Annotated in this window: 13 protein-coding genes; 11 read left to right on the forward strand and 2 right to left on the reverse strand. The window is 57.7% G+C overall.

The window, feature by feature from the left end:
* The first annotated feature begins 13 nt into the window (after positions 1 to 13).
* The 7 genes from FDK21_RS00935 to FDK21_RS00965 all read left to right on the forward strand — a co-directional run bounded on the left by FDK21_RS00935 (position 14) and on the right by FDK21_RS00965 (position 7,466).
* Positions 14 to 1,528, forward strand: coding sequence for a sugar ABC transporter ATP-binding protein (locus tag FDK21_RS00935; RefSeq protein ID WP_198662992.1), 1,515 nt, complete (start codon positions 14 to 16; stop codon positions 1,526 to 1,528).
* 2 nt (positions 1,529 to 1,530) lie between these two features.
* Entirely contained in the window at positions 1,531 to 2,547 is a 1,017-nt protein-coding gene (locus FDK21_RS00940; RefSeq protein WP_114010764.1) for an ABC transporter permease, read from the forward strand.
* A 133-nt stretch (positions 2,548 to 2,680) separates the two neighbouring features.
* Positions 2,681 to 3,712: a substrate-binding domain-containing protein gene (locus tag FDK21_RS00945; protein WP_245418517.1), complete on the forward strand. Its 1,032-nt coding sequence runs from the start codon at positions 2,681 to 2,683 to the stop codon at positions 3,710 to 3,712.
* A 105-nt stretch (positions 3,713 to 3,817) separates the two neighbouring features.
* Complete coding sequence (locus FDK21_RS00950; RefSeq protein ID WP_114010766.1) at positions 3,818 to 4,261, forward strand: RbsD/FucU domain-containing protein; 444 nt, start codon at positions 3,818 to 3,820, stop codon at positions 4,259 to 4,261.
* 135 nt (positions 4,262 to 4,396) lie between these two features.
* Positions 4,397 to 5,323: a thiamine pyrophosphate-dependent enzyme gene (locus FDK21_RS00955; protein ID WP_138147195.1), complete on the forward strand. Its 927-nt coding sequence runs from the start codon at positions 4,397 to 4,399 to the stop codon at positions 5,321 to 5,323.
* Between the two features lie 11 nt (positions 5,324 to 5,334).
* Positions 5,335 to 6,339, forward strand: coding sequence for a transketolase C-terminal domain-containing protein (locus tag FDK21_RS00960; protein WP_138147196.1), 1,005 nt, complete (start codon positions 5,335 to 5,337; stop codon positions 6,337 to 6,339).
* Positions 6,339 to 7,466 (forward strand): RuBisCO large subunit C-terminal-like domain-containing protein, encoded by a 1,128-nt coding sequence (locus FDK21_RS00965; protein WP_138147197.1) that lies wholly within the window; start codon positions 6,339 to 6,341, stop codon positions 7,464 to 7,466. The genes FDK21_RS00960 and FDK21_RS00965 overlap by 1 nt, the downstream gene beginning before the upstream one ends.
* Before the next feature lie 73 nt (positions 7,467 to 7,539).
* Here the strand turns inward: FDK21_RS00965 and maiA are convergent, their stop codons facing one another.
* Both maiA and FDK21_RS00975 read right to left on the reverse strand, forming a co-directional pair.
* Positions 7,540 to 8,157, reverse strand: a complete 618-nt coding sequence (maiA, locus tag FDK21_RS00970; protein WP_138147198.1) for a maleylacetoacetate isomerase — start codon at positions 8,155 to 8,157, stop codon at positions 7,540 to 7,542.
* Positions 8,154 to 8,609, reverse strand: a complete 456-nt coding sequence (locus FDK21_RS00975; protein ID WP_114010771.1) for a MarR family winged helix-turn-helix transcriptional regulator — start codon at positions 8,607 to 8,609, stop codon at positions 8,154 to 8,156. Before FDK21_RS00975 ends, maiA begins: the two co-directional genes overlap by 4 nt.
* 203 nt (positions 8,610 to 8,812) lie before the next feature.
* Here FDK21_RS00975 and hmgA point away from each other — a divergent pair, with 203 nt between their 5' ends.
* Genes hmgA through FDK21_RS00995 form a run of 4 tightly spaced genes read left to right on the forward strand, consistent with a single transcriptional unit; the run spans position 8,813 to position 13,275 of the window.
* Positions 8,813 to 10,168, forward strand: coding sequence for a homogentisate 1,2-dioxygenase (hmgA, locus tag FDK21_RS00980; protein WP_198663003.1), 1,356 nt, complete (start codon positions 8,813 to 8,815; stop codon positions 10,166 to 10,168).
* Positions 10,169 to 10,217: 49 nt separating this feature from the next.
* Entirely contained in the window at positions 10,218 to 11,072 is an 855-nt protein-coding gene (locus FDK21_RS00985; protein ID WP_138147199.1) for an MBL fold metallo-hydrolase, read from the forward strand.
* Complete coding sequence (gene fahA, locus FDK21_RS00990; protein WP_138147200.1) at positions 11,069 to 12,313, forward strand: fumarylacetoacetase; 1,245 nt, start codon at positions 11,069 to 11,071, stop codon at positions 12,311 to 12,313. Before FDK21_RS00985 ends, fahA begins: the two co-directional genes overlap by 4 nt.
* A gap of 11 nt (positions 12,314 to 12,324) precedes the next feature.
* Positions 12,325 to 13,275: an MBL fold metallo-hydrolase gene (locus tag FDK21_RS00995; protein ID WP_138147201.1), complete on the forward strand. Its 951-nt coding sequence runs from the start codon at positions 12,325 to 12,327 to the stop codon at positions 13,273 to 13,275.
* Positions 13,276 to 13,291 lie beyond the last annotated feature (16 nt).

Genomic DNA, 13,291 nt, shown 5'->3' on the forward strand with positions numbered 1-13,291 from the left:
CAGGGAGGAATAATTGAGTGAAGCAGCGCTGAAAGTGACAGGGCTGCGCAAGTCATTCGGCCAAAACCGAGTGCTGCGCGGGCTTGACATGGAGCTTTATCCCGGGACCGTTACCGTGCTGATGGGCGCGAACGGGGCGGGCAAATCGACACTCGTCAAAGTCATCTGCGGCTATCACGGCGCCGATGAGGGAGCGATGGAACTTGAAGGCTCTGCCTTTGAGCCGGAGGATGCCGCTGACGCCATTGCCAAGGGCGTGGTGACGGTGCATCAATCCATCGATGACGGGGTCATTCCAGATCTAGATGTGGCCAACAATCTGTTGCTCGACCGGCTCGCCCGATCGGATGCGGGTCTGTTCGTGCGTGAACGCCCAATGCGTGCGGAAGCTGAGCGCGTGGCAGCCGGTATGGGGCTGTCGATGGATGTCCGCACCCGGGTATCCGACCTCGGGGTTGCTGATCGCCAGATGATCGCCATTGCACGGGCCATGGCGCGCGCACCGAAATTACTGATCCTTGATGAGCCGACATCGTCACTCTCCGCATCAGAAGCAGATCGCCTGTTTGCGCTCATCGACCGGTTGCGGGATCAGGGTGTGACCATTCTGTATATTTCCCACCGCATGTCAGACATTCGCCGGATTGCCGATCGGATCATCTGTATGCGGGATGGCAAGATTTCCGGCCTGTTTGAAGGGCCGACGCTTGATTACAAGGGTGCGGTCACCGCGATGCTTGGTCGTCAGATGAGCGAAGCGGCGATTGACCCAATGGCGGCAGGGGACCCGATTTTAGAGATCAATGATCTCACCCTGCTTGAGCATGGCGGCAAGGTCAGTCTGAGTGCTGGCGACGGCGAAGTGGTTGCCATCACCGGCCTGCTTGGCAGTGGAAAGTCAAAGCTCGGGGAAATCATTTTCGGTCTCGACCAGTCGCCGACAGGCTCGATGAAAATCGATGGCAAGGCCTATGCGCCGAACAATGCCAAGGATGCTGTGCGCGGAGGCGTCTATATGTCGCCGAAAGACCGGGCAACCAATGCGGTCATTCCCGACTTCGACATTGCCGACAATATGACCCTGCCGTTCCTTGGCGCCTTCAGTCGCCTGTCCCTGCTCAGTGGCAAACGCCAGCGCAGGGCAGCGGACGCGATGATCAGCCAGATCGGCGTTGTCTGTCAGGGCAATGGGGACGGGATCAATACCCTGTCGGGCGGCAATCAGCAAAAAGTGATGATTGGGCGCTGGTTGCTTGAGCCATGCCGGGTTCTGCTGCTCGACGAGCCTTTCCAAGGGGTTGATATCGGCGCCCGAAGGGACATTGGCCAGCATATCCGGGCCACAGCCAAAGGGCGGGCGACCATCGTCTTCGTCTCCGAAATCGACGAAGCTCTGGAGATCGCCGATCGGGTGATCGTGCTCCATGAGGGCGCCGTCGTCGGCGAACATCGCAACAGCAATATCGATATGACCGCCCTGGTTGGCCAGGTTTCCGGTCAAGGTGCAACCAACCAAGCGGCCGAATAGTTATGCAAAACGACAAAATCATCAACTTTGCCATCAAATACGGCTTTCTGATCCTGCTGGTGGGCCTCGTCATTTACTTCTCTGTTGCGGCCTCCGGCTTCGCCTCGCCACGCTCTGCTGTGTTCGTTCTTCAGTCGGTGGCAATCACAGGCATCCTTGCGCTGGGTGTTACCTGTACGCTCGTGGTTGACGGGTTCGATCTGTCGATTGGTGCGGTCGCTACCTCGGCACTGATGCTGTCAGCCTATTCAATGGTTATCCTTGAACAGTCTGCCTTTGTGGCGGTGATGCTGTGTCTGCTGATGGGCGCTCTGGTCGGTTTGGTCAATGGCATTCTGATCGTGAAATTCCGCGTGCCGGATCTGCTGGCAACCCTTGGCATGATGTTCCTGCTGATCGGTCTGCAACGCATTCCGACACAGGGCAACTCGATTGCCACGGGCATGAGCCTGCCAGATGGCTCTCAGGCAACCGGTGTCTTCTCGCAGGCCTTCCTGTGGCTTGGCCGTCATCGCTTTGATCTGGTGATGGAACGCCTTGTGCCGGTGCCTGTTCTGATCTTCATCATCATTGCCTTCGGCATCTGGGTGTTCCTGGCGCTGACCCGTCATGGCCGTCTGATGTATGCCATCGGGTCTAATGAGCGTGCCGCCGGTCTCGTCGGTACCCCGGTCAACAAATACAAGGTCGTTGCCTACATGGTGTCCGGCGTCATGGCTTCTGTCGGTGGCATTCTGCTGGCGGCCCGCCTCGGGCGCGGGGATATCGCATCAGGCAACAATCTGCTGCTCGACAGTGTGGCCGCTGCCCTCATCGGCTTTGCCGTGCTTGGCGCTGCCCGTCCGAATGCGTTCGGGACGGCCATCGGAGCGCTGTTTGTCGGTATTCTTTTGCAGGGCATGACCATGCTCAACGCCCCTTACTACACACAGGATTTCGTCAAGGGCGCTGTCCTTGTCGTTGCTCTTGTCTTCACTTTCTACCTGTCCTCGCGTCGCGGGTCAGGCGGGAAAGCCTAAAATTTCGACGGGCCGATCTCTTGTCGGCCCATCGATCCAGTCATGAGTGCGGCTCTGATTATCAACGGGAGGAGCCGGGCTCGCCATGAAGTCTCATAGTTTGGGAGGATCTAACATGTTGAGACGTGAATTTATGAAACTGGCCTGCGCCACTTCGCTCGCTTTCGGGGCGTTTGGTGTCACGGCTGCCGCTGCGGCCGATATGCCAAAGCCATTTGACAAGCCCGAAGATGTCACCATCGCTCTGGTGCGCTATCTCTCCACCGGTGACTTCTTCCAAGCCTATCTTTCCGGCGTGGAAAAACAGTCGGCAGCCCTTGGGGTCAATCTGCGCATTTTCGACAGCCGTCAGGATGCAGCCCTGCAGGCCGATATGGTTGATCAGGCCATTGCTCTGGGTGTTGACGGCATCGTCATCCAGCATGGTCTGACCGAATCCATGAAGGAAGCTGCCCAGCGGGCGGTGGAAGCTGGCATCAAGGTCGTGGCCTTCGACGTCAATGTCGAGAATAAAGCCATCCCGCAGGTCGAGCAGTCCGACTATCTGCTCGGCAAGCTGGCTCTGGAACAGGCCATGAAGGATAATGGCAATTCCTTCACTGCTGGCTATGTCTATGTGCCGGGTATCGCACCGCTTGACCGTCGTCATGTGGCTTGGGAAGAAGTGAAGAAGGCCAATCCAGGCATCAAGGAAGCCGCCATGTTCGGCACCCTCGACAACCCGATTGCCAACTCGGTGGCCAACCAAGCCCGTGCCGTGCTGCAGGCCAATCCAACCATCAATGTGGTCTTCGCTCCTTATGACGCCTTTGCCAAGGGCGTGAAGATTGCCGTCGATGAAGCTGGTCTGAATGAGGATATCAAGATTTATTCTGCTGATGTCTCGACTGCTGATATTTCGGCAATGCGCGAACCGAATTCAGCTTGGGCCGCAACGGTTGCAACCAACCCCGCCGTGGTTGGTGAAGTGTCCGTGCGCACCCTTGCCCTGATGCTGGCAGGTACCAATCCGGGCGAACAGGTCGTGGTTCCACCAACCCTGATCACCCAGACCTTCCTGAATGACAATGACATCAAGAACATGGACGAGCTTGGCCAGAAAATGCCGCAGTTTGCCCATGCTGACGTGGCAATGGCTCCTTGGATGCCTGTGCCTAAGCGGTAACCCCCGCAGAGCGCCCGGCTGGTTCCCCGGAAAAAGCCATGCCGGGCGCTTTCCTTTCCAAGGCTATGCCCACCCGAATTCTGACAGACGACACGGAGTATTGAGATGTTGATTGGAATTGATGGTCGCATGACCCCGGAGCTGCTGCATTGTCTGGCACGGATGGGACATGGCGATGAGATTGTTGTTGCGGATGCCAATTTCCCGGCAAATTCCACCGCTGAGCATTGCAATGTTAAAGAGGCCATCCAGCTGCCCGGTCTTGATGCACCAGCAACGATCGAACTGATCACGCAATTGATGCCGCTTGAAGGCTTTGCCGACTATTCCGCGCTTCGGATGGAAATTGACGGTGAGCCAGAGACCCTTGGCGAAGTGCATAGTGAAGGCTTTGCGGTGATGGAGTCGCGCCTGCCAGAAACGGGATCGCTATCCAGTCTTGAGCGGCAAGACTTTTATGTACAGGCCAAACGCGCCTTTGCCGTGGTGCGCACCACCGAAGCCCGGCCCTTCGGCTGCTTCATTCTGCGTAAGGGTGTCGTTTTTTAAGGCACCATCTTCAAAGACATTGCTTTTTTAAAGGACTGACCTGCCCCACAGGCCAGTCCAAATGACTTGTTCCCAGTCTCCCAAGATAGGCAGCCCCTTTATCAGCATGAAGTGGCTTGACGATGAGGTATTCACATGCGCAATGAAAAGAGGACGGAGGACGTTGCTCTCGGCATTCGCCGTCGCGTTTTCGAGCACACGATCCGCAACAATGGCGGCTATCTGAGCCAAGCCTGTTCAGCCGCCGAGCAATTGGCATGGCTCTATAATGAGCAGCTCAATTTGGGCGCGCCGACCTTGCCTGCGATCCCCAAGCCGTTTGAAGGTGTGCCATCACCCAACAACCCGAATTATCACACCGGGGCAGGCTATAATGGCCCGGCAACGCCGGACCTTGACCGTCTGTTCATCGCGCCTGCCCATTATGCGCTGGTTGCCTATGCGACCCTGATCGAAGTGGGCCGGATGGATGAAGCGGGTCTGAAAATGTTCAATCAGGATGGCTCGTCGGTCGAGATGATCGGCGCGGAGCATTCGCCCGGCATGGAAGTGCATAACGGTACCCTCGGCATCGGGCTTTCCACCGCCGCAGGCCTTGCCTATGGCCGTCGCCTGAAAGGCGATAAAGGCAAGACATGGGTCTTCATGTCGGACGGGGAAGTGCAGGAGGGCCAAACGTGGGAAGCCATTCAGGCCGCTCGCTTCCATGGCATCGACAACCTTCATGCCATCATGGATGTCAATGATCAGCAATGCGACGGGGCGATGGATTCGGTGATGGAAGTCGGCGACATTCGCCGCAAGATGATTGAGTTCGGTGCTGCCTGCATTGAGATTGACGGCCATGATCTCGACGCCATGCGGCAGGCAGTGAATGAACCCCATGAAGGGCGTCCCTTGATCATTCTGGCCCGGACGTCTCCGTTCAAGAGCATGCAAATTCTGGAAGAGCGCTTCCCGCGTCTGCATTATGTCCGCTTCAAATCCGAAGATGAACGCGCCCGCTTCAACACATCGATTGCCGAAGATCTCGGTGTTGATCCCGTTGATTATGCGCATTAAGGAGGCCCGAAATGGTTGAAATGGTAAACCGCCCTTATGCTACGGCCTTCGAAAAATTCGCCGCTGGCAATCCTGATATTCTCTGCCTGTCTGCCGATCTGACTTCGTCCTGCGAGATTGACGGGTTCCGTGATCGGCATCCGGACCAGTTCATCTCGATGGGGATGGCCGAGCAGAATATGCTCAGCTTTGCCGGTGGTCTGGGGTTGGCTGGCTTCCGGCCCTTCATTCACACTTTCGGTGTCTTCATGTATCGCCGCCCTTACGATCAGCTGATGGCCTCGATCGCTTATCCGCGCCGCAAGGTGCGGCTGATGGGCTTCTTGCCCGGTGTGACAACGCCCGGCGGCATGACCCACCAGTCGATCGAAGATATCAGCGTGATGCGCTCGATCCCGAATATGACGATCCTTGAAACCGGGGATGCGACCGAGGTGGAATCGATCTGCGAAGCGGCAGACAGCATTGACGGGCCGGTCTGGTGCCGGGTGTTGCGCGGCTCTGTGCCGCGGCTGTTTGATACGCCGATCAAGGTGGGCGAGATGCGCGAATTGTCCGCTGGCGATGACATTCTGGTTGTCACCTCTGGCATTTGCACCGAAGAGGCTCTGCGGGCTCGCTCGGCGCTGGCCAAGGCTGGTCTGTCGATCCGCCATTTGCATCTGCACACGATCAAGCCGTTCGACGCCAAGGCTTTGCTCGACCATATCGGCTCGGTCAAGCATGGGGTGATCACGCTGGAGAACCATGTCACCGAAGGCGGCGTTGGCTCGCTGGTGGCCGAAACCATGGCGGATGCGGGCGTCGGCAAGCGGCTTATTCGTCTGGGCCTCAAAGACACCTATGCTCACGGCGGTTCGCGGCCTTATTTGATGCGTTATTATGGTCTGGATGCGGTGGCTCTGGTCAAGGGCATCGAGGATCTGATGGGCCAGCAATTCGGCATTTCCGAAAATGATCTGGATGCCGCCCGCGTCGAGGATGTGCATTCGCTGGTCAAGGCGGAGGCGCTCTGATGGATCGCTTCGTCGTCACCTATCGGATTTTTGCCGAGGATCAGGCCGACGCGGAGGACCGCGCGGCCAACATCGCTCTGGAAGATACCGTCGAGATCCCGCGTGATGTGGTGCCGTCGGGCTATGTGGAAGATGTGGTGCTGGGGCGCGTGGAAAGCGTCGAACAGGTCACGGATCGCACATGGCATGGACGGGTCGCCTATCATATTGACGCGGTGGGGCGGGAATTTCCGCAATTTCTCAATGTGATGCTGGGCAATGCCTCGATCCTCAAGGGCGTCAAGGCCATTGCCATTGAGGCCAATGAGGATGTGCGGGATCGCTTCCCCGGTGCGCGCTATGGCGTCGAGGGTTTAAGAGCCCTGACCGGGCGCAAAAGCGGGGGCTATGTCTGTCCGGTGATCAAACCGCAAGGGTCCTCGGCGGAGCGGCTGGCGCATTTGTGCTATTTGACCGCAAGGGCGGGGGCTGACATTGTCAAAGAAGATCATGGCCTGTGCAATCAGGATGCCGCCCCCTTCCGGCTACGGGTCAAGCTGGCGGCAGCCGCGGTCAACCGGGCCAATGCAGAGCGGGCAGAAGAGGGGGAGACCACCAAATCCCTCTATTTTGCCAGTATTGGTGGCCATGGGGATCAGGTGCGCGAGCTGGCCTATTATGCACAAGAGGTCGGTGCGCATGGCGTGTTGATCATTCCGGGGCTGCTGGGCTTTGATGCCATGAACCGTCTGGCGCAGGATCCGGACTTCAATCTACCGATCATGGCCCATCCGAGCCATCTGGGGCCTTATGTCCTGTCAGAAGATACCGGCTATGGTCATGGCATGCTGTTTGGCGATCTGATGCGTCTGGCAGGGGCCGACATCTCGGTCTTTCCCAACCATGGTGGGCGCTTTGGCTTCTCGGTGGAGGAATGCGAGGCGATTGTTGCGAGCTGCCGGTCCAAGGATGGTCCCGGACGAGCGATCCTGCCAAGCCCCGGTGGCGGCATGAGCCTTGATCGCCTCGCAGACATGAAAAAGCTCTATGGCGAGGATTGCGTCTATTTGCTGGGCGGCAGTCTGTTGCGTTTTGGTGAAGAGATTGGCGATGCCATTCGCCAGATGCGGGCCGCACTCGATAGCTGAGTGCGATAAGCGGGAAGAAAAGGCGGTGCACACCCTTCTTTGAGGAGGGCGTCGCCTTTTTTGTGCCTGTTGCTCAGTGCGGGCTTTGGTCTGGATGGGCCGCAGCAAAGGCCGGAATGGTTGCCAGATGGGCTTCGATGCGGCTGATTTTTGGCAGGGCGTCGAGTGAGACGCCCCAGCGATGAGCATTGTAAAGCTGTGGCACAAGGCAAATGTCGGCAAGCGACAGGCGGTCACCATAACAATAATTGCCACCCTCCAGCATCGCTTCAAAGGCCTCTAGGGCAGGGGCAATATGGGCCTGCATCCAGCCTTCCATCGTGATCGCGCCATTGGACTGGCCGACCGCATATTTGGCGACGCGCAGATTGCAGACCGGATGGAGATCCATGGCGATGGCGTAGGCCAATGCCCGCGCCTTGGCACGACCGACTGGCTCGTCCGGCAACAGGGAAAGCGAGCGGGTCTCGTTGAGATATTCGATGATCGCCATCGACTGGGTGAAGCTCTGACCATCAATCTCCAAGACAGGCACCAGTCCTTGCGGGTTGCGGGCCAGATGGGCTTGAGTGCTTTGCTCGCCTTCAACCAGATTGATCAGGTTTGATTGCCATTCAAGGCCCGCAAGACCGAGGGTGATGCGGACGCGATAGCTGGCTGTCGAGCGCCAATAATCATGCAGGGTGATCATGACACATCGTCTCCGATGATCTTGTCGAGACCAGCCTCAAAACCGGCAAAGGTCGCCCCGAGGCGTTTCTCAACTTCCTGCTGGAAGGCTTGGGCGATGGGCAGCAACTCGGTCATCAGGGCATGGCCTTCGGGGGTCATGCAGAGATGGATCAGGCGCCGGTCCTGTGCGTTGATCCGCTTTGTCACAAAGCCACGTTCCTCGAGTCGGCTGGCCGCTCGGCTGACTTTGGACTTCTCCATACCGACGCGCGCTTCTATGTCGCGCACTGATGCACCCCCTGCATGGGCGACATGAACAATCACCCGCCATTCGGGAATCGAGATGCCGAACCGTTCCTTGTACTGCTTTGCCAATTCTTCGCTAAGTGTTTGGGCAGCAACAGCTAATCGGTAGGGTGTGTAGCCCATCAGATCAAAGTCGGGTAACGGTGGGAGCGTCTCGTCCGCCATGGATTCATCCTTTCAAGTTGGCGATATTACGCCGGGCTTTTTTCCAAATTGCAAGTATTTTCGTTGCATTCGCAACAATTTCTTCTTGACAACGTTGCAGGTGCAACGAAATACTGGGGCCAATAGAGCTACGGGAAAACCCGCAAGCAAAAAAAGAGGCGAGGGGAGGAAGGGTCATGGCGGATTTCGCATTGCCCGACAACATGGTGCGTGCAAGCGACGCGACCGGCATGCATGTGGGTTACATGCCCGGATTTGGCAATGATTTCGAGACCGAAGCTTTGCCCGGTGCCTTGCCTCAGGGACAAAATTCCCCCCAGAAATGCAATTACGGCCTTTATGCGGAGCAATTGTCCGGTACTGCCTTCACCGCACCGCGCGGTCAGAATGAGCGGACATGGTGCTATCGCATTCGCCCGTCGGTGAAACATGCGGGCCGTTTTGCACGGGTCGACGTGCCATATTGGAAAAGCGCGCCCCATGTCACGACAGACAAAGACAATGGTGGCAACGACATCGTGTCGTTGGGTCAGTATCGCTGGGACCCGGTGCCCCATTCCGACGAACCGCTGACATGGATCACCGGCATGCGGACCATGACCACGGCGGGGGACGTCAACACGCAGGTCGGCATGGCGTCGCATATCTATCTGGTCAATCGCTCGATGGTGGATGAATATTTCTATTCCGCCGATTCCGAATTGCTGGTGGTGCCACAGGAAGGGCGCCTGCGCTTTTGCACCGAGCTTGGCATTATCGATCTCGAGCCGAAGGAAATCGCCATTCTGCCGCGCGGGCTGGTCTACCGGGTCGAGGTGCTGGAAGGGCCGTGTCGGGGCTTTGTCTGTGAAAATTATGGCCAGAAATTCGACCTGCCAGATCGCGGGCCGATCGGGGCGAATTGTCTTGCCAATCCGCGCGACTTCAAATGCCCGGTTGCGGCCTTTGAGGATCGCGATGCCAAAAGCCGGGTGGTGATCAAATGGTGTGGTCAGTTCCACGAAACTTTTATCGATCATTCGCCGCTGGATGTGGTGGCATGGCACGGCAATTACTGCGCCTATAAATATGACCTGCGCACCTACAGTCCGGTGGGCGCGATCCTGTTTGACCATCCCGATCCGTCAATCTTCACGGTGTTGACGGCACCGTCTGGCCAGCCGGGAACGGCCAATATCGATTTTGTGCTGTTCCGCGAGCGCTGGCTGGTGGCAGAAAATACCTTCCGTCCGCCTTGGTATCACAAGAATCTGATGTCCGAGTTGATGGGCAATATCTATGGCATTTATGACGCCAAGCCTGAAGGCTTCGTGCCCGGCGGGATGAGCTTGCATAATTGCATGTTGCCTCATGGGCCGGATCTCAATGCCTTCAATCACGGGTCAAACGAGCCGATGGAGCCAGCTTTCCTCGACAAAACCATGTCCTTCATGTTCGAAACCCGCTTCCCGCAACATTTGACCGCATTTGCAGCCAGCGAAGCGCCGATGCAGGATACCTATATCGATTGCTGGACGAGCCTTGAGAAGAAATTCGACGGCACGCCCGGAGAGAAATAGATATCTGGCGTTTTGAGCAAACGCGAGTGCGGTTGAAAAGGAGATGGCGATGACAAATAGCGTGACCCTGTTGGGGACCAAAGGTGGCCCGGCCATTCGTCCCGGCACGCCGATGCCGACATCGATGCTGGTCGAGATGGATGGTCAGCGGCTTTTGGTCGATGCAGGGCTTGGGGTAACGCGGGGCGTTTGCGATGCAGGCGTTGCGCTGACCGAGCTGGATGCGATCCTGATCACCCATTTGCATTCGGATCATTATCTGGAACTGGGGCCGCTGCTGCATACGGCTTGGACAGCGGGGCTCAAGAAGCCTCTCACTGTCTGGGGGCCTGACGGGCTTGCGCACTATTGGGAGAAATTTCTCGACAGTATGGCGTTTGATATCGAATTGCGGGTGCGTGACGAAGGACGCCCCGATTTGGCCAGCCTGGTGACGATCGAGCGCCTTGCGCAAGGTTGCTTCTCTTTCAATGGTCTGTTGATTGAAACGATGCTGAATGTTCATCCGCCGATTGAGGAAAGCTACGCGCTGAAGATATCGGGCTCGCACCATCGGGTGGTGTTGTCGGGCGATACCGCACCGATGGAGGCGATGGTGACCTTTGCCAAGGGGGCGGATTTGCTGGTGCATGAAGCCATGCTGACGGCGGGCATTGAAGCCCTTTGCGCTCGGGTGGGCAATGGCGATGATCGGCTGCGCATTCATCTGGAGCGCTCCCACAGTGCAGCCGGAGAGGTGGCGAAGATCGCTGCGGCTGCCGGGGTCAAGCGACTGGCGCTCAATCATCTTATTCCCTCGGATGATCCGGATTTCGGGCCTGAGGATTGGAAGTGTGAAGTGTCCGCCCATTGGAACGGTCCTTGGGATTTGGGCGTCGACAATATGAGGATAGAGTTGGAATGAGTGACAAGCTTTTGACAAGCTGGCTGGAAAGCGCCAATGGCGATACGGATTTCCCGATTCAAAATCTGCCCTATGGGGTGTTTGATGATGGCAAGGGGCCTCGGGTCGGGGTGGCCATTGGCGACCAGATCATCGATGTCACGGCGATTGATCATGGACAGGATGCTGCCCTGTTTGCGGTGCCTGCGTGGAACTTGTTCATGGCGGCTGGTAGCGACGTCTGGTCATCTTTCCGGGCACGGCTGACTGCGCTTCTGTCGGATGAAAACAACCGGGCGGCGATTGAGCCGCATCTGGTGCCACAGGCCGATGCAAGGATGCTGCTGCCGTTCATTGTCGCGGAATATACCGATTTTTATGCGGCAAAAAACCATGCCTTCAATGTTGGGTCCATGTTCCGAGGGCCGGAAAATGCCCTGCCGCCCAACTGGCTGTCGATCCCCATCGGTTACAATGGTCGCGCCTCGTCAGTGGTCGTCTCGGGTACCGATGTCACCCGTCCATGGGGGCAGGTGAAGGGGCCCAATGACGATCTTCCGCGCTTTGCCAAATGCGCTCGCTTTGACCTTGAGTTGGAAATGGGGGCGATTGTCGGCACGCCATCCAGCGGCATGGTGTCGGTTGCTGAGGCCGATGAGATGATTTTTGGCTATGTGCTGCTCAATGACTGGTCGGCGCGGGACATTCAGGCGTGGGAATATCAGCCGCTTGGGCCGTTTCAATCCAAGGCGACGGCAACAACGATCAGCCCGTGGATTGTGCCCAAGGCGGCATTGGCGCCGTTCCGTACCTCGACACCAGATCGAGAGAGGGACTTGCTGCCTTATCTCAGCGAGCCCGGTCCGATGCTTTATGACATCGAGCTGGAGGTCGGGCTGGCGCCTGAGGGCAAGGCAGAAAGCATCATCTCGCGGACCAACTATTCCCAGATGTATTACTCCGCGGCGCAGCAGTTGGCCCATCACACCTCATCGGGATGTGTGATGCGCACAGGCGACATGTTGGGGTCGGGGACCATTTCTGGAGAGAGCAAAGAATCGCGCGGATCGCTTCTGGAACTGAGCTGGGGTGGCAAGGAGCCTTTGAAATTGGCGAGCGGTGACGAACGAAGCTTTCTGGAAGATGGCGACGTGCTGACCTTGCGCGGTGCCGCCAAGGGGGATGGTTACCGCGTCGGATTTGGCGAATGCACGGGCAAGGTGTTGCCTGCGATTGATCTGCCCGATTGGGCACAGGACTAAGGAAAGACACAATGGCAAAGGCGTTTGCTTCCCAAGGGGACATGGAAGAGAAGACAATCAGCTTCACCCAAGTGGGCGAGGGGCTTTATGCCTTCACCGCAGAAGGGGACCCCAATACCGGGGTGATCATCGGCGATGACAGCGTGATGATTGTCGAAGCGCAAGCCACCCCGCGTCTGGCACGCAAGGTGATCGAGTGTGTTCGCTCGGTGACCGACAAACCGATTTCCCATCTGGTGCTGACCCATTATCACGCGGTGCGCGTGCTGGGGGCATCTGCCTATGGGGCACGGGAAATCATTATGTCTGATGTGGCCGGGGCCATGGTTGAAGAACGCGGTCAGGAAGACTGGGACAGTGAGTTTGGTCGTTTCCCTCGCCTGTTTGAGGGACATGAGGAAATTCCGGGACTGACCCGTCCGACCACGACCTTTTCCGACAGCATGACGGTCTATCTGGGCAAGCGCCGGGTTGACATCATGAAACTGGGGCGAGCCCATACCGCAGGTGATGCGGTGATCTGGGTGCCGGATCAGGAGGTCATGTTCACTGGCGATATCGTTGAATATCACTCGGCCTGCTATTGCGGCGACGGGCATTTTCAGGACTGGCCGCAGACGCTTGCCAATATTGCCAGCTTTGAGCCACAGGCCATTGCGCCGGGACGCGGCGATGCCCTGATTGGCGAGGAGATGGTGTCCGCCGCGATTGCCAACACAGCCGACTTCATCGAAAGCACCTACAAGCCTGTGGCCCGTGTGGTGGCGCGGGGTGGCAGCCTGAAAGAGGCATGGGACGCGGTGCGTGCGGCCTGTGACGAGAAATTCGGCTCCTATGCGATCTATGAGCATTGTCTGCCCTTCAATGTCGCACGTGCCTATGACGAGGCGCGCGGTATTGATACGCCGCGTGTGTGGACCGCCGAGCGCGATGTTGCCATGTGGAACGATTTGCAGGGCTGAGCCCGCACAAATAACA

The sequence above is a fragment of the Cohaesibacter sp. CAU 1516 genome (assembly GCF_005771485.1).
Classification (GTDB): domain Bacteria; phylum Pseudomonadota; class Alphaproteobacteria; order Rhizobiales; family Cohaesibacteraceae; genus Cohaesibacter; species Cohaesibacter intestini.